At 73.3% G+C, this 15,598-nt stretch carries 15 protein-coding genes; 9 read left to right on the forward strand and 6 right to left on the reverse strand.

Annotation, left to right across the window (positions count from 1 at the left end; translation table 11 throughout):
• The first annotated feature begins 19 nt into the window (after positions 1-19).
• Complete coding sequence (locus M3677_RS06310) at positions 20-424, forward strand: NUDIX domain-containing protein (protein ID WP_251154346.1); 405 nt, start codon at positions 20-22, stop codon at positions 422-424.
• 51 nt (positions 425-475) lie between these two features.
• On the opposite strand, the gene M3677_RS06315 is transcribed toward M3677_RS06310, so the two are convergent.
• Positions 476-754 carry a hypothetical protein gene (locus M3677_RS06315; protein WP_209684668.1) on the reverse strand — a complete coding sequence of 93 codons (279 nt, stop codon included), beginning with the start codon at positions 752-754 and terminating at the stop codon, positions 476-478.
• A gap of 104 nt (positions 755-858) precedes the next feature.
• Here M3677_RS06315 and M3677_RS06320 point away from each other — a divergent pair, with 104 nt between their 5' ends.
• Positions 859-1,590: a DUF4232 domain-containing protein gene (locus tag M3677_RS06320; RefSeq protein ID WP_251160059.1), complete on the forward strand. Its 732-nt coding sequence runs from the start codon at positions 859-861 to the stop codon at positions 1,588-1,590.
• 76 nt (positions 1,591-1,666) lie between these two features.
• Here the strand turns inward: M3677_RS06320 and M3677_RS06325 are convergent, their stop codons facing one another.
• The gene (locus M3677_RS06325; RefSeq protein ID WP_251160060.1) at positions 1,667-2,686 is read right to left on the reverse strand and encodes a serine hydrolase; all 1,020 of its coding nucleotides are present in this window, start codon (positions 2,684-2,686) and stop codon (positions 1,667-1,669) included.
• Positions 2,686-4,650, reverse strand: a complete 1,965-nt coding sequence (locus M3677_RS06330; protein ID WP_251154349.1) for a M13 family metallopeptidase — start codon at positions 4,648-4,650, stop codon at positions 2,686-2,688. The genes M3677_RS06325 and M3677_RS06330 overlap by 1 nt, the downstream gene beginning before the upstream one ends.
• A 110-nt stretch (positions 4,651-4,760) precedes the next feature.
• On the opposite strand from M3677_RS06330, the gene M3677_RS06335 reads away from it, so the two are divergent.
• Together M3677_RS06335 and M3677_RS06340 are read left to right on the forward strand one after the other, a co-directional pair.
• Positions 4,761-5,324 carry a hypothetical protein gene (locus M3677_RS06335; RefSeq protein WP_251160061.1) on the forward strand — a complete coding sequence of 188 codons (564 nt, stop codon included), beginning with the start codon at positions 4,761-4,763 and terminating at the stop codon, positions 5,322-5,324.
• A gap of 56 nt (positions 5,325-5,380) precedes the next feature.
• Positions 5,381-6,718, forward strand: a complete 1,338-nt coding sequence (locus M3677_RS06340; protein ID WP_066651306.1) for a uracil-xanthine permease family protein — start codon at positions 5,381-5,383, stop codon at positions 6,716-6,718.
• Between the two features lie 103 nt (positions 6,719-6,821).
• Here M3677_RS06340 and M3677_RS06345 read toward each other — a convergent pair whose 3' ends face one another.
• Positions 6,822-7,484, reverse strand: a complete 663-nt coding sequence (locus M3677_RS06345; protein ID WP_209684678.1) for a GAP family protein — start codon at positions 7,482-7,484, stop codon at positions 6,822-6,824.
• Positions 7,485-7,545: 61 nt separating this feature from the next.
• Here M3677_RS06345 and M3677_RS06350 point away from each other — a divergent pair, with 61 nt between their 5' ends.
• The 3 genes from M3677_RS06350 to M3677_RS06360 are packed head-to-tail and all read left to right on the forward strand — an operon-like array spanning position 7,546 to position 11,313.
• Positions 7,546-8,880 carry an MATE family efflux transporter gene (locus M3677_RS06350; protein ID WP_251160062.1) on the forward strand — a complete coding sequence of 445 codons (1,335 nt, stop codon included), beginning with the start codon at positions 7,546-7,548 and terminating at the stop codon, positions 8,878-8,880.
• Complete coding sequence (locus tag M3677_RS06355) at positions 8,877-10,121, forward strand: lipopolysaccharide biosynthesis protein (protein WP_251160063.1); 1,245 nt, start codon at positions 8,877-8,879, stop codon at positions 10,119-10,121. The genes M3677_RS06350 and M3677_RS06355 overlap by 4 nt, the downstream gene beginning before the upstream one ends.
• A 43-nt stretch (positions 10,122-10,164) precedes the next feature.
• Positions 10,165-11,313 (forward strand): ATP-binding protein, encoded by a 1,149-nt coding sequence (locus M3677_RS06360; RefSeq protein WP_251160064.1) that lies wholly within the window; start codon positions 10,165-10,167, stop codon positions 11,311-11,313.
• A 39-nt stretch (positions 11,314-11,352) separates the two neighbouring features.
• On the opposite strand, the gene M3677_RS18345 is transcribed toward M3677_RS06360, so the two are convergent.
• Entirely contained in the window at positions 11,353-12,432 is a 1,080-nt protein-coding gene (locus M3677_RS18345; protein ID WP_251160065.1) for an esterase family protein, read from the reverse strand.
• A gap of 150 nt (positions 12,433-12,582) precedes the next feature.
• On the opposite strand from M3677_RS18345, the gene M3677_RS06370 reads away from it, so the two are divergent.
• Positions 12,583-12,987 (forward strand): DUF4190 domain-containing protein, encoded by a 405-nt coding sequence (locus tag M3677_RS06370; RefSeq protein ID WP_251160066.1) that lies wholly within the window; start codon positions 12,583-12,585, stop codon positions 12,985-12,987.
• A 46-nt stretch (positions 12,988-13,033) separates the two neighbouring features.
• Here M3677_RS06370 and M3677_RS06375 read toward each other — a convergent pair whose 3' ends face one another.
• Positions 13,034-14,188: a substrate-binding domain-containing protein gene (locus tag M3677_RS06375; protein WP_251154358.1), complete on the reverse strand. Its 1,155-nt coding sequence runs from the start codon at positions 14,186-14,188 to the stop codon at positions 13,034-13,036.
• A gap of 126 nt (positions 14,189-14,314) precedes the next feature.
• Between M3677_RS06375 and M3677_RS06380 the strand changes: the two genes are divergently transcribed.
• A complete protein-coding gene (locus tag M3677_RS06380; protein WP_251160067.1) occupies positions 14,315-15,583 on the forward strand; it encodes an MFS transporter in 1,269 nt (422 codons plus the stop codon).
• Positions 15,584-15,598: the final 15 nt, after the last annotated feature.

The following is a 15,598-nucleotide window of genomic DNA, read 5'->3' on the forward strand; positions in this document are numbered from 1 at the left end:
CCCGGCAGTCCCCCGCACGTTGCGCGTCAGCGCGCTGCTGCTGGTCCGTGACCGGCAGGTCCTGATGGTGCGCGCCCGCGGACGCGACGTGCTCTACCTGCCCGGCGGCAAGGCGGAGCCGCACGAGACCGACGTCGAAGCCGCGATCCGCGAGGCGCGCGAGGAGACCGGGCTGCACCTGACCGAGGCGGACCTCGAGCCGTTCGGCACGGTGACCGAGGCCGCGCACGGCCAGGGCGAGGGGACGATGGTCGCCATGGCCCTGTTCCGGGTCCGGCCGGGAGGCACCGCCGATGGCGCCTCGCCCGTCGCCTCCGCAGAGGTGGACGAGGTGGAGTGGGTCACCTCGTCGGACGCGGACCGGTGCCCGCCGGCGGGCGTCGAGACGCTCCGCCGGCTGGTCGCCGCCGATCTGGTCGACTGAGGTCCTGACGCCTGAGGATCCGGTCAGCTCCGACCGGTGCCCCTCGGCGCCTCACTCGTCCTTGTCGACGTAGTGCCCGGCCTCGCCGTCCGGCGTGGGCTCGGCCTCGCCGGGGATGTCCGACTCGACGTACTCACCCTCGTCCGCGCCGCCCGCGCCCTGGGGCCGCGTCTCGCCGGGGATGTCGCTGGAGACGAACTCTCCCGCGGGCTCGTGCGACTCGACGTGCTGCTCGCCCGGGATCTCGCTGTCGGTGAAGGCGCCGGCGCGGGTGTCGACGCCGTCCGCCCGACCGTCCTCGCCGCGTGCCTGCTCGTGCTTGCCTGCCATGTTCCGACCTCCGTCGCTCGTGTTCCTGGCTGTGACGCGAGTGTGCCCGTGACGACTGGACGCTCACCGAGTCCCGAGGACCGCGGCGGGTGTTGCGTCGAGGCATGCACCGCAGCAACCGTTCCGCCATCGTCCTCGCGAGCACCGGGGCCGTGCTCGCGCTCGCGCTCTCCGGCTGTTCGTCGGGCGGCCCGGACCCGGCGCCGACGGCCACCGAGACCGTGACCGCGTCAGCCGGGGGCTCGTCACCCTCCACCGCGACGTCGGCTCCGTCCTCGTCGTCGGCGGCGTCCTCGTCGTCGGCTCCGTCCTCGTCGTCGGCTCCGTCCTCGTCGTCGGCGGCGTCGTCCTCGTCGTCGGGCGGCTCGGCGGGTGGCGGGTCCGGCGGGGACGGTGGCCGGTGCACCACCGCGTCGCTCGCGGGCAGCGTCGAGTCCGGCAGCGGTGGGGCCGCCGGCAGCACGTACGTGCACCTCGCGCTCCGCAACACCGGCTCCACGACCTGCACGCTGCAGGGGTGGCCCGGGGTCTCCTTCGTCGGCGGCGGCTCGGGTGAGCAGATCGGCGCCCCGGCCACCCGTGACGAGGCATCGGCGCACCCGACCGTGACGCTGGCGCCCGGCGCGGTGGCCGTCGCACCGCTGAAGATCACCCAGGCGGAGAACTACCCGACGGCGACGTGCGACCCGGTGTCCGCGGACGGGTTCCGCGTGTACCCGCCCGGGTCGACCGAGTCACTGTTCGTGCGGGACTCCGGCATCACGGCGTGCCGGTCGACCGACGCGGGGCTGCTCAGCGTGCAGGGCCTGGTGCCCGAGGGGCAGGCGGCCGACTGAGCCGTCGCGCCCGCCGGCGCCCGTCGCGCCCGCCGGCGCCCGTCTGCGCCCGCCCGTCCGTGCTCGTCCGTGCTGGTCAGCGGCGGGCGGGGGTGTGCACGGCCTCGAGCACCTCGGTGCCCATCGTGCGCAGGGCCTCGACGACCGCGAGCCGCCGCTGCAGTGTCGCGTCGTCGAAGGTCACCGTGACCGCGTAGCTCACCGACGAGCCGGGTCCCCGGAGGATGCCGGCCTCGGCGCGGACGCCGGTCGACGAGCCGGTGACGACCACGGCCTGCAACCCGTGGTCCAGCGCACGGTGCGCCAGGGGGTCGAGGCCGAACGAGCCCGCCACGAGCGTGGTGTCGCTCGCCAGGCTCAGCCAGCCGAGCACCCGGTGCGACACCGCCTCGTCGACGACCTCGCCGAGGGCCAGGCCGCGCATCAGCCAGGCGAGCTCGCCTGCCGGCGCCACGGAGGCGTCGGGGGCGTCGTCGGGACCGCGCCGGTCCCGCACGCGGTCGATGAGTGCCGTGCGGTCGATGCCGAGCGCCTCGGCCCGCTGCCGCACCGCGTCGATGCCGACGGTCGACAGCAGTGCGTTCATCGCCCACGCGTCCGCCGTCGCCCCGACCAGGGTCGCCAGGTCCGGCACCTGCATCGTCGGTTCCTGCAGGAACTGCCACAGCCCGGCGCCGGTGGCGGTGTCCCGTGCCATCCGCTGGAGCCGGTCGCCGTGCAGCCGGCCGTCCTCGAGCTGCGCCGCGACCTCGATGAGCAGGAGCACGCGACCGAGGCTCGCGACCGGCTGCACCAGGGTGTCGTCGACGGCGAGCAGGGCCTTGCCTGTCGACGTGTCGATGATCGACGCGCTGACGGCGGCACCGTCACGGGCGATCGAACCGAGGGCGTCGACCGTCGCGCCGAACCGCTCGTCTGCCCCGCCACGGTGGCGTCCGCGCGCACGAGCGCCGTTCCCGCCGCCGACCTGGTGTCGGCGGCGGGGACGGCGGGAGGCACCGGTGTCGGCGCCCGGCGTCTCGCCCGGCGCAGCGCTGGGTGTCCCGCTGTGGTCAGCGCTCGGCTCGGACGACGGAGCCGCGTCCGGCTCGGTCATCACCAGATCGCGACGCGCTCGGCCGGGTCGAGGTACATCGTGTCCGACTCGGTGACGCCGAAGGCCTCGTAGAAGCCGTCGATGTTCCGCACGATCTGGTTGCAGCGGAACTCGTTCGGCGAGTGCGGGTCGATGCTCAGCAGACGCGCTGCCTCCTCCGGACGGATCGCCATCCGCCAGGCCTGTGCCCAGCTGAGGAAGAAGCGCTCGGCGCCGGACAGTCCGTCCACGACCGGGGGCTCCTGGCCGTCGAGGGACAGCAGGTACGCCTTCCACGCGATCGACAGCCCGCCGAGGTCACCGATGTTCTCGCCGATGGTCAGCGCGCCGTTGACGTGGCCGTCCGGCACCTCGGTCGGTACGAGCGCGTCGTACTGGGCGATGAGGGCCTTCGTGCGCTCCTCGAACGCCGTGCGGTCGGCCTCGGTCCACCAGTTCTGCAGTCGGCCGTCCCCGTCGTACTGCGAGCCCTGGTCGTCGAAGCCGTGTCCGATCTCGTGCCCGATGACGGCACCGATCGCGCCGTAGTTCGCGGCGGCGTCGCGCGACGCCTCGAAGAACGGGAACTGCAGGATCGCCGCCGGGAAGACGATCTCGTTGAACCCCGGGTTGTAGTACGCGTTGATCGTCTGCGGGGTCATGAACCACTCGTCGCGGTCGATCGGCTTCCCGATCTTGCCCAGCTCGCGGTCGACCGCGAAGCTCGCGACGGCCCGGACGTTGCCGATCAGGTCGTCGGGGCTGACCGACAGGGCCGAGTAGTCGCGCCACGTCACCGGGTAGCCGATCTTCGGCGTGAACTTGTCGAGCTTGTCGAGGGCACGGGCGCGGGTCTCGTCGGTCATCCAGTCGAGCGCGGTGATGCTCTGCCGGTACGCCTCGACCAGGTTGGCGACGAGGTCGTCCATCTCGGCCTTGGACGTCTCGTCGAAGTGCTCCTGCACGTAGATGCGACCCACGGCCTCGCCCATCGCGCCCTCGACCAGCGAGACGCCGCGCTTCCAGCGCTCGCGCTGCTTCGGCGCACCGGTGAGCGCCGTGCCGTAGAACGAGAAGTTCGTGGCGGACATCGCGCTCGTCAGGTACGCCGCGGAGCCGCGGATGACCTGCCAGCGCAGCCAGTCCTTCCACGCGTCCAGCGGCTGGGAGCGCAGGAGCTCGGCCAGGCCGGTGATGAACGACGGCTCGCGCACGACCACGGTCTCGAAGGCGCCGGCAGGGGCACCGATCGCCTGCCACCACAGGTGCAGGTCGGTGCCGTTCGCGAGCGCGGCGACCTCGTCCCAGGTCATCTTGTTGTAGGTCTTCTGGCTGTCGCGGGTCGTCACGTTGTCCCAGTGCGCCGCGGCGAGCGCCGTCTCCAGCGCGATGACGGCCTCGGTGCTCCGTCCGGCGTCGGCGAAGCCCGCGAGCGGGAACATCGACGCGACGAACTCGCGGTACTTCGACCGGATGTCGGCGAAGCGCTCCTCGCGGTAGTACGACTCGTCGGGCAGGCCCAGGCCGGACTGCTCGAGGAAGACGACGTACGACTCCGGGTCACCCGGGTCGTTGTCGACGAAGAGCTGGACGAAGCCGGGCAGGCCCAGGCGCTCGAAGCGTCCGACCATCGCGATGACGTCGTCGGTGGTCTCGACGGCGTCGATCTCGCCGAGCAGCGGGTCGATCGGTCCGGTGCCGAGGGCCTCGAGCCGCTCCTCGTCGGTGAAGGACGTGTACAGGTCACCGACCTTGCGCTCCTCGGTGCCGGGTGCGGCCTGCTGGGAGCGCTCGACGATCTCGCGCACGGCGACCTCGGCGTCCTCGGCGAGCACGGTGAACGAGCCGTACCGCGCCTTGTCGTCGGGGATCGGCGTCTGCGCGATCCACGTCCCGTTCACGTGCCGGTAGAGGTCGTCCTGCGGGCGGACGGCCGGGTCGAGCTCGTCGGTGTGGATCCCTGAGGTGCGTGCGACGTCGGTCATGCGCTCCACGATAGCCACCGGGTCCGCGTCGGGACGGAGCCAGCAGTGTCACGTCAGGACGCTCGTGCCGGCTCCTGCGAGCCCCAGGACCCCCGCGTACGTTCTGCTCGGTGGGATCCCCGACACCGAACGCACCGTCGCGCGACGACGAGCAGCAGCCGCACGACCCGTACGCGAAGCGCCCGGGCTACGTCACCGGGGTCGACGGCCGCACCGACACCTGGACGACCGCGTCGGTCGCCGGCATCGTCACGGGCATCGTGGTGCTGTTCGTGTCGGGGTTGCTCCAGGCTCCGAGCCCGATCGCGTACGGAGCTGCGGTCGTGATCGGTGCCGTCGTCTGGTTCGGTGTGCGTGCACGTCGCCGAGCCGCTGATCGTCGCGACGGCCGTTCTCCCGACGCGGTGGCGCAGGCCCGCTCCCGGGCGGTCGCCGACGCGAACGGCGGACGACGCTTCCTCGTCGCGCAGAACCCCGTCGTCGTCATCGTGATGGGTGGCGTCTTCCTCACGGTCGCGGTCGTGCAGCTCGTCGCGAGGGGGCTGTCCGCCGGCGCGGTCGCCGTGGCGGTCCTCCTCGCCGCCTCCGCCGTGTTCTTCGTGGTGCAGGGCATCGGGACCCTCGTCGTCCGGCGTCGCGAGGGGTCGCGGGGCGGGGACACCGGCGGGCACTAGCACCAGCGGGACCCGCGAGCCCGCACCGTGAGCCCCGCAGCCGCTACGGTGCTGCCATGGGACTCGGCTGGAAGCTGCACGGTGACGGCGCGACCGTCTCCTCCTCGACCATCGTGGCGCCGGACGAGCGCCTCTCCTGGGGTCGCACCATCGGGCTCGGCGTCCAGCACGTCGTCGCGATGTTCGGTGCCACCTTCCTCGTGCCGCTCATCACGGGCTTCCCGCCCTCGACGACCCTGCTCTTCAGCGGCGTCGGCACGATCCTCTTCCTGCTGATCACCGGCAACCGGCTGCCGAGCTACCTCGGCTCGTCGTTCGCCTTCCTCGCCCCGATCGGCGCCGCGACGAAGATCGGCGGCATCCCGCTCGCGCTGTCCGGGATCATCGTGGTCGGCGTGCTGCTCGCCCTGGTCGGCGCGATCGTGCACCTCGCCGGGGCCGGGTGGATCGACCGCCTGATGCCCCCGGTGGTGTCGGGAGCGATCGTCGCCCTGATCGGCTTCAACCTCGCGCCGGCCGCCCGCGACAACTTCGCGAAGGCACCGGTCGTCGCGCTGATCACCCTCGCGGCGATCATCCTGGTCACGGTGCTGTTCAAGGGACTGCTCGGTCGCCTGTCCATCGTCATCGGTGTCCTCGTCGGCTACGTCGCCGCCCTGCTCTCCGGCCAGGTCGACCTGTCGACGGTCAGCGCGGCCCCGTGGATCGGCCTGCCGACCTTCACCGCCCCGGCCTTCGACCCGGGCCAGCTCGCGATCTACCTCGGCTTCGTGCCGGTCGTGCTCGCCCTGGTCGCCGAGAACGTCGGTCACGTCAAGGGCGTCGGACAGCTGACCGGCCGTGACCTCACCCCGCTGACGGGTCGCGCGCTCTTCGCCGACGGCGTCTCGACCGTGCTCGCCGGTGCCGGCGGCGGTTCCGCCACCACGACCTACGGCGAGAACATCGGCGTGATGGCCGCGACCCGCGTCTTCTCGACGGCCGCGTACTGGGTCGCCGCGATCGTCGCGATCCTGCTGGGACTGTCGCCGAAGGTCGGCATGGTCATCTCCTCGGTGCCGGCCGGGGTGCTCGGCGGTGCGACCACCGCCCTGTACGGACTGATCGGCGTCATCGGCATCCGCATCTGGGTCGAGAACCGCGTCGACTTCGCCAAGCCGAAGAACCAGCTGACCGCCGGCATCGCGCTGATCATGGGCATCGCCGACTTCACGTTCTCGTTCGGCGGCGCGACCTTCGGCGGCATCATCGTCGGCACGGTCGCCGCGATCGTCGTCTACCACCTGATGGACCTGGTCGGACGGGCCCGCGGCACGGACCCGGCGACGCCCCGCGCGTCGGACGAGGCGCGCGCCGCCACCGGGGCGATCCCGGCAGAGCCGCGCGCGGACTGACGCCGGGACCACCGGACGGGAGGCCCGTGGCGACCCCGCCACGGGCCTCCCGTCCGTTCCGTCCGCGGTCCGGTCGTGCGCGCACCCGCCCTGTCGGCCAGCGTCAGCGGAGACCGACCACGCCGACGGTGAGCTGGACCACCGCCAGGACGGCGAGCACCGCGACCAGTCCGACAGAGCCCCACCGGGCGATGCCCGCGCGCATCGCAGCGAGGGGACGGCGAGCGCGACGACCGGCCGCGAGCACGAGGACCACGGGCAGCACCGTCGTCGACGCGGCGACCACGACGAAGGCCGCGCCGGCGAGCAGTGCCTCGCCGGGGTCGGGCTCGGCGTCCCCGAACGCGAGCCCCGCGGTCAGGGCGAGCACGACCGCCTTCGGGTTGCAGAACAGCAGCATCCCGAGCCCGAAGCCGTGCACCGGACCGACCCGCTCGACCACGTCCGCCCAGCGGGTGCTCGACGGGGAGCCGTCCGGCAGCCGGCGGACCGTCCACTGCCAGACCGCGAGCGCGGCGAGCACCACCCCGGCGACCACGGCGACGATCGCCTGGACGGACGAGCCACCGGCCGTCTGCACGGGGAGCCGCTCCCCCACCGCGACCGCCAGGACGAGCGCCGCGGCGACGGCCACGGTCCACCCGGCGGTGCAGGCGACGGCGGGGGCGGAGCCGCGACGGTGCCCGAGCAGGACGACCACGGACGCGACGGGCAGCGGGCTCAGGGCGATGCCGACGGCGCCGGGCGCGAGCGCGAGGAGGTCCACGCGCGCAGCGTACCGACGGCGGGACGGACCGGTGCTGCTCCGACTCCGGCAGGATGGTCCGGTGCCACGACCGACCTCGCCCGCCGCGACGACCGAGCGTCGGTCGGTCGACCGGGACATCGTCCGGCTCGCGCTGCCGGCCCTCGGCGCGCTCGTCGTCGAGCCGCTCTTCCTGCTGACCGACACGGCGCTCGTCGGACACCTCGGGGCGACGGCGCTGGCTGCCGTGGGCCTGGCGAGCGTCGTGCTGCAGACGGTGACCGGACTGCTCGTCTTCCTGGCGTACTCGACGACCCCCGCGGTGGCCCGGGCGCTGGGCGGCGGCGACCGTCGCGGAGCGGTGCACGCCGGCATCGACGGCATGTGGCTCGCGCTCGGGCTCGGTGTCGTGCTCGCCCTCGTCGGCTGGCCGCTCGCCGGACCGCTCGTCGAGCTGTTCGGCGCCTCGGCGGCGGTCTCGACCGCGGCGACCGCGTACCTGACGGTGTCGCTGATCGGGCTCCCCGGGATCCTGGTCGTGACGGCCTCGACCGGACTGCTGCGGGGCCTGCAGGACACGCGGACACCCCTCGTCGTGGCGACGATCGGCTTCGTGGCGAACGGGCTGCTCAACGCCGTGCTCATCTACGGCGCCGGCTGGGGCGTCGAGGGGTCTGCCGCCGGCACCGTGATCGTGCAGTGGGCGATGGCCGCCGTGTACGTCGTGATCGCCGTGCGTGCGGCCCGGGCATCGGGTGCACCGCTGCGACCGGGCGCGTCCGGCGTCGTGCGGGCGCTCCGGTCCGGGGCGTGGCTGTTCCTGCGCACGGCGTCGTTGCGCGTGGCGATGCTCGCGACCGTGGCGACCGCCTCGGGCCTGGGCACGACAGGCCTGGCGACGACCCAGGTCGGTCTCACGGTGTTCTCGACCCTGGCCTTCGCACTCGACGCCCTGGCGATCGCCGGGCAGGCGCTCGTCGGCCACGGGCTCGGCGCGCGCGACCCCGACCGGGTGCGGCTGGTCACGCGCCGGCTCGTGCTGCTCGGCATCGTCGGCGGGGCACTGCTCGGGGTGCTGACCCTCGCGGTGAGCGGACTGCTCGGACCGGTCTTCTCCGACTCCGCAGCGGTGCGCTCGGCCCTGCCGCTCGTGCTCGTCCTCATCGCCGTCGGGATGCCCGTCGCCGGCTACGTGTTCGTGCTCGACGGCGTGCTCATCGGTGCCGGGGACGCGCGCTACCTCGCCGTCGCCGGGCTCGTGAACCTGGTCGTGTACCTGCCGCTGCTCTGGTGGGTCGGCGGGACGCTCGCCGGGCTCTGGGCGGCCTTCGCGCTCGGCTACATCGGCGTCCGGGCGGTGACCCTCGGGGTGCGGGCGCACCGTCGGGGCTGGGTCGAACAGGCGCTGGCGCGGTGAGCAGGCACACGGGCGGGCGCGCGGACGGGCACGGGCGCGTCGCGTCGTCGGCGCTGCTCGCCACCGTCGGCATCGGCGTGCAGGGGCTCGCGAAGCTGCTCGTCACCGTCGTCGTCGGCCGGGTGTTCGGCACCGAGACCCTCGGGCAGACCACCGCCCTGCTCTCCCTGTCGGTCTTCACCGCGTTGCTCTGGCCGAACGCCGCGGGGAACACCGCGTCGAGAGTGCTGGCGATCGCACTGCGCGGACGTCGCTCGGACGCCGCGGTGAACCGGCTGCTCGGGGCCTCGATGGCGGTGTCGAGCGCCGTGCTCGCCGCCGTGACCGTGCCGGTCGCGCTCGCCTGGGGAACGAGCCCGGGCATGGTCGTCGGCGGGGTCGGGGTCGTCGTCGGGTACGGCCTGTACTGCTACGCCCGCGGAGCGCAACTCGGGTACGACCGGGCGCCACGCGTCGCACTGTGGGACACGGTCACGAGCCTGCTCGCCCTCGGATTGCTCGTCGCAGCGTGCGTCGCCCGGCTCGAGCCCCTCGTACTGCTGCCGCTGGCGGTCGGGTACACCGTGTTCGCCGTCGCCTGCTGGCCGCGAGGGAACCGTGCTCCCGGCGCACCGGAACCGACCGCAGGGGTGCTCGCCTTCGCGGCCTGGAACGTGCTCGCGGTCGTGACCTCGAACGGGCTGCTGCAGCTGACGATGATCTCGGCGCAGGTCTCCGTCTCGGCGCACGAGGCCGGTGTCTACGCGGCGGCGTTCACGCTGGCGACCCCGGCGTCGATGGTCGGCCAGGCGCTGGGCCAGGTCCTCGTGCCGGCGTTCGCCCACCGCTCGGACGGCGGGTCGCTGCGCGCACGCGGGGTGCTCCTGCTCGTCGGCGGCTTCACCGGCGGGACCGCCGTGGTGTTCGGGCTCGTGGCGTGGCTCGCCGGGTGGTTCCTGCCGCTCGTCTACCCCGCCGAGGGGGCCGAGGCCGTGTCGGACCTGCGGTACCTGATGGTCGGCGTGTGGGTGTTCACGGTCGGGCTCGTGCCCGCGGCGCTGCTGCTCGCGTCCGGGCGGTCGCGGCAGGTGGCGCTGGCGTCGGTCGCCGGGTTCGTCGTCGGGGTGGTGCTCATGGCGGTGCTCGCTCCGACGTGGGGCGTGGCCGGGGGCAGCACGGGGTTCCTGGTCGGGAGCGCGGTGAACCTCGTCGCCGTGGTGGTGCTCGGGCTGCGCGGGCCGCGGGCGGGAGGAGTGCGATAGATTGTTATGAAAGACGTCTTTCATAACAGATCATCGGAGGCCCATGCAGCCGAGCCCCTACACACCGGGTGAGATCGCCCGCGCCGTTCCCGGGCGCGCCCTCCAACTCGCCGACCTGGACGAGCGCCTGTCAGTCCTGGTCGACCTCCACCGTCTGGTGGGTCGGATCCGGGTGGACCACGCCGCGCGAGGCTTCGGGAAGACGTCACTGCTCCGCGAGTACCAACGCCGGGCTTCTGCGCGCGGCGCGACCACCGTGTGGGTGACGGCAGGTGAACCGCAAGGGCTCGTCGAGCAGATCCTCGACGAGTTGCGGCGGACCGTCGGAGCTGCCGGCGCCCCGCACGGCAGGGCTCTCCGCGAGAAGGTCGAGTCACTCCGGCTCTCGCTCGGGGTGCCGGGCGTCGCCACCGCGACGGGCACCTTCCGCTCGACGGCTCCGGACGACGAGCGCGCTCGTGCGGGCGCCCGCGGCCTCGAGGACGTCATCCGCGCCGCCACCACGGAGCGGCCGCTCGTCATCTTCGTCGACGAGATCCAGTCAGCGGACGCGGCAGGCCTCCGCACGCTGGTCTACGCCTGGCAACACCTCCAGGCGGAGGGCACGGACGTCCCCGCCGCGGTCTTCGCCGCTGGACTGCCGAACGCGCCGGAGACCATCGCCGAGATCGTCACCTTCAGCGAACGCCTCGCGTACCGACCGCTCGGCCCCCTGCATCGTGATGCCGAGGAGATCGCACTGGTCGGACCGGCTCGCCTCCTCGGAGTGCAGTGGACGCCGGAAGCCGTCGACCGCGCGTTGTCGATCGCGCAGGGCTACCCGTACTCCGTCCAGCTCATCGCCGACTCCGCGTGGGCGGCTGCAGGGCGCCCCGATCCGGGAACGGTGATCGACGTCGGTTCGGTCGAGACCGGACACCGTTCCATGCAGGCCGACCTGGAGGCGCTCTTCCGGGCGAGGTGGTCGGCGTGCTCGACCTCGGAACGGCGTCTGCTGACGGCGATGGCACGGCTCGGCGACGGTCCGACTTCGCGGGCGTCGATCGCGGAGGCGCTGGGGACCGGGACGAACCAGCTCTCCACGCCGCGGGCGCGGCTCATCGACAAGGGACTCGTGCAACCAGCCGACCGGGGGATGCTCCAGTTCACGATCCCCGGGTTCGCCGCCTTCATCCGTTCCGAGTACTCCTGAGGGACCGGCGGCCGGAGCCCTCGAGTGGCGAGCGAGCCGTCAGGACGCCGCGAGTCCCACGCGCGGCTCCAGCCACGCCATCCCGGCAGCGATGGCCGCGCGTGCCATCGCCCAGTCGTGCCCGCCTCCCGGCACGATCCACCGCGTGACGTGCATGCCCGCCGCAGCAGCGTGCGCGGCGACCACGGGCATCGCCGGACCGTAGTGCCGGTCCAGCTGCGCAGCGGTGAAGAACGCGGACGTACCCGTGTAGGGGCCGTGCTGGGCCATCACCGCGATCGGTTGCGCCGCACGCCAGGCCGCGACGCTGCCGCCGAACCCGTGCAGGGTCTCGGCGCGGGTCGGCTCGGTCGGGCCGAGCTCACCGGAGACGTCGATCACGTTGCCGAAGCGCTGTGGATCGCCCGCCCCGAGCTGGATCGCGCAGGTGCCGCCCTGCGAGAACCCGCCGACGGTCCACGCCGTGGCACCGGTCTGCACGCGCAGGTGACTCGTGATCCACGCGGGGACGTCCTGCTCGAGGTACGTCCGGCTGTTGCCGAGCGGCCCGTCGACGCACATCGGGTTGCCCGATCGCGGACCGAGCTGATCGGGCACGACGACGATCGGCGCGAGGCCGCGGTGCAGGCCGGCGATCGCATCCATGGTGTGTGCGATGTGCCCGCCGGTCTCGACGTCGTCGGGGCCCGCGCCCCGAGACTGCCCCGACATGAGGACGGTGACGGGGAGTGGCGGCGGATCGGCGACCAGTGCCGCCGGTGGGAGCCAGAGCAGGGCGTCCCGCGCGACGAAGTGCGACCGGGTGCCCGGGATGGCGACGTGCAGCAGGCGCCCCTGCTGCGGGAGGTCGGCGGGCGGGGTCCACGTCGTCGCGAGGTCGACGCTCGACGGTTCGTGCGACGTCGGGCGCTCCGTGGCGGGGATGCCGCGGGAACTCGTCGGCACACTGCGGGTGCGCTGCGGCGCGATCAGCGTCGCGCTCGGTGCCGGAGCAGCAGTCGCCTGGTCCGACGACCCCACCGATCGCACGACGACGACGGTGAGCGCGACCGAGACGAACGCGACCACCAGGACCACGACGAGCCACACCAGGTCCCGGGAACGATCGATCGGCTGCACGTGACGGAGCGTAGGGAGCGCTCCTCGTGAGCAGTCGGTGGCAGCGGCCCGCGGCGCTGAGGAAACCCCCAACCGACACCCAGCCGGGGCCGCGCTCTGCCATCCGCTACCGTTGGGGCACGCGACAGCGGACTCGACGAGGGGGAACCGATGAGTGACGACCAGTACCCGGGCCAGGGGAACCAGGGCCACCACCAGCCGCAGTACGCGCAGCAGCCGCAGCAGCCGCAGCAGCCACAGTACGCGCAGGCGCCGCAGTACGGGCAGCCGACGCACGTGACGGTCGGTTACCAGCCCGCTCCGCCGCGTGGTCTGAGCATCGCGAGCATGGTGCTCGGCCTGGTGTCGATCGTCCTGGGGTTCACCTTCCTCGTGCCGCTGGTCGGGTTCGTCCTCGGCATCGTCGGCCTCCGGAAGGAACCCGCCGGTCGCGGGATGGCGGTCACCGGTCTGATCCTGAACGGGCTCTTCGTCGTGGGGTGGGCGCTGCTCGTGATCTTCGTGATCGGCATCGGCGCAGCGGGCATCGCCACCAGCGGCACCTCGGGCGCCTAGCCCCCGTCGCTCCGACAGGAGGCGCGCGGGTCGCGGACCCGGGCGCTCAGTCGCCGACCGCCCGGCGCACCGGCCCCGTCGTGTCGCCCACGCGCAGCTCCGACCGGAAGGCCGCCGGCTGCGGCTCGTCGCCCTCGAGCATCGCGAGCGCGGCGCGTGCGGCGGCCCGACCCTTCTGCTCGAACGGCTGCACCAGCGTCGTGAGCTGCCGGATCGGCGAGCGGTGGAGCAGGCTGTCGTCGACCGTGATGCCGTCGAAGCCGACGACGCTGACGTCCTCGGGCACCCGGAGTCCCGCGTCGAGCGCTGCCGAGACGACCCCGACGGCGAGCAGGTCGCTCTGCGCGATCACCGCGCTCGGGACCGGTCCGTCGCCGGTGAACAGTGACTGTCCGGCGATCCGGCCCTCCTCGACGGAGCTGGCGGCGGCCTCGACCGCGACGGCGTCGGGGTAGACGCCGCGCACACCACGGAGACGCTCCAGGGTGGTGTGGGCGACCCCCTCCGCCTCGCGCGCTGCGTCGACGGGGCCGCGGCGGCGCTCGGCGTCGAGCGGGAGGGTGACGACGGTGACCGCGGTGTGGCCGAGCTCGCGCAGGTAGTCGGCGGCACGACCGGAGGCCTCGCGGTTGTCGAGCTGGACGGGGACCGCGCCCTCGATGTCGTCGGCCTCGATCGCGACGACGGGGATCTGTCGTCGGCGGAGCACGGCGACCGCAGGGTCGATCCGCACGTTGCACCCGACCAGGACGACGGCGTCCATCGGGGCGTCGACGATCGGCCCGGCGCCGTGCTCGTCGTCGAGGGGGCTGCGCACGAGGAGCAGGGAGGCGCCCGCCTCGCCCGCGACCTCGGCGATGCCGTCGAGCGTCAGGACGTTGACCGGGTCGCGGAACGCATCGCTCAGCCGCTCGTCCATCACGACGCCGATCACCCCGGACCGCCCCCGGCGGAGCGAGCGCGCCCGCGGGTCCGGGCCCCCGTAGCCGAGGTCGGCAGCGGCGGCGAGCACCCGGGCCCTCGCGTCCTCGGACACCGGGCCGGCACCGCTGAAGGCGAGGGAGGCGGTCGACGGTGCGACCCCCGCTGCCCGTGCGACCGCGGCGAGGGTCGGCCTCGGCCCTCGGCGCACGGGACCGTCGGCGTGGTCGCGGGGGTTCGTCGCCCCGGACGCGCCGGGTGCTGTTGCCGGGTGGTCCATCGCCCGTTAGCGTAGTCACACGAACCGGTCGAATCGATTCGACCGGACAGCCGCAGGCAGGAACCCGATCAGGGACGGCCTCGCCGGCGGCCCACGACACGACCAGCACGAGACCGGAAGCTCCGCATGACGACGACGTCCACCCGAACCGCCCCGACGACCCGCACCTGGATCATCGCGGTCTTCGTGGCCTTCACGCTGTCCGGTCTGGCCATCGCCACCTGGCTCGGCCGCATCCCCAGCGTGCGCGACTCCCTCGGTGCCACCACCTTCGAGATGGGCCTGCTCGTGCTCGGCATGGCGGTCGGCTCGATCGGCGGCCTGACCTTCGCCGGCCACATCGTCGCAAAGGTCGGCGCCCGTCGGGGCGTGCAGGTGGCCTCGGTCTGCCTGGCGGTCGGCCTCGTCTTCGCGGGCGTCGCCGTCACCGCCGGCTGGGGCTTCGCCGCGATCTGGATCGGTCTCATCGCGTTCGGCTTCGGCAACGGCCTGGTCGACGTGTCGATGAACGTCTCCGGCGCCGCCGCCGAGAAGGCCGGTGGTCGCACGATCATGCCGCTCTTCCACGCCGCGTTCAGCGTCGGCACGCTCGCCGGTGCCGGGCTGGGCGCCCTGACCGAGGCGCTCGACGTCCCCGTCGTGCTGCACTTCGCGGTGCTCGGCGTCGTGGTCTGCCTGGTCATGCTCGCGGCGGCGTCGCGCTTCGGGGACGAGCACCGGTACGAGGAGCACGAGTCCACCGCGACCAGCCCGTCCCCGGTGCAGCTCACGCGCTGGCAGGTCTGGGCACAGCCGTCGACGCTCCTCATCGGTGTGATCGTGCTCGGCATGGCGCTGGCCGAGGGCTCCGCCAACGACTGGCTGCCCCTCGCCATGATCGACGGGCACGGGCTCGACAACGCCGCCGGCTCCGCCGTGCTCACGGTGTTCCTCGCCGCGATGACCGCCGGACGCATCGCGGGCAGCCCGCTCATCGACCGGTTCGGCCGGGTGCCCGTGCTCCGCGTGAGCGCCGCCGTCGCCGTGCTCGGCCTCGGGCTGCTCATCTTCGTGGACGTGATCCCGATCGCGATCGTCGGTGTCGTCCTCTGGGGCCTCGGTGCGAGCCTCGGCTTCCCGATGGGCATGTCCGCCGCCGCCGACGACCCCCGCTCGGCAGCGCTCAAGGTCAGCGCCGTGGCGACGATCGGCTACGTGGCGTTCCTCGCCGGTCCGCCGCTGATCGGGTTCCTCGGCGAGCACATCGGCCTGCTCGGCGCGCTGCTCGTGGTGTTCGTGTTCATCATCGCCGCCGGCCTGGCATCGGGAGCGGCGCGCGAGACCGGCGCGGCGGCCGAGACGCTCCGGCGACGACGCGAGGCCCAGCCCCACGACGGATCATCAGAAGCGCCCTGACTCGCCCGAGATGGG

This window comes from Curtobacterium sp. P97 (assembly GCF_023712445.1).
Taxonomy (GTDB): Bacteria; Actinomycetota; Actinomycetes; order Actinomycetales; family Microbacteriaceae; genus Curtobacterium.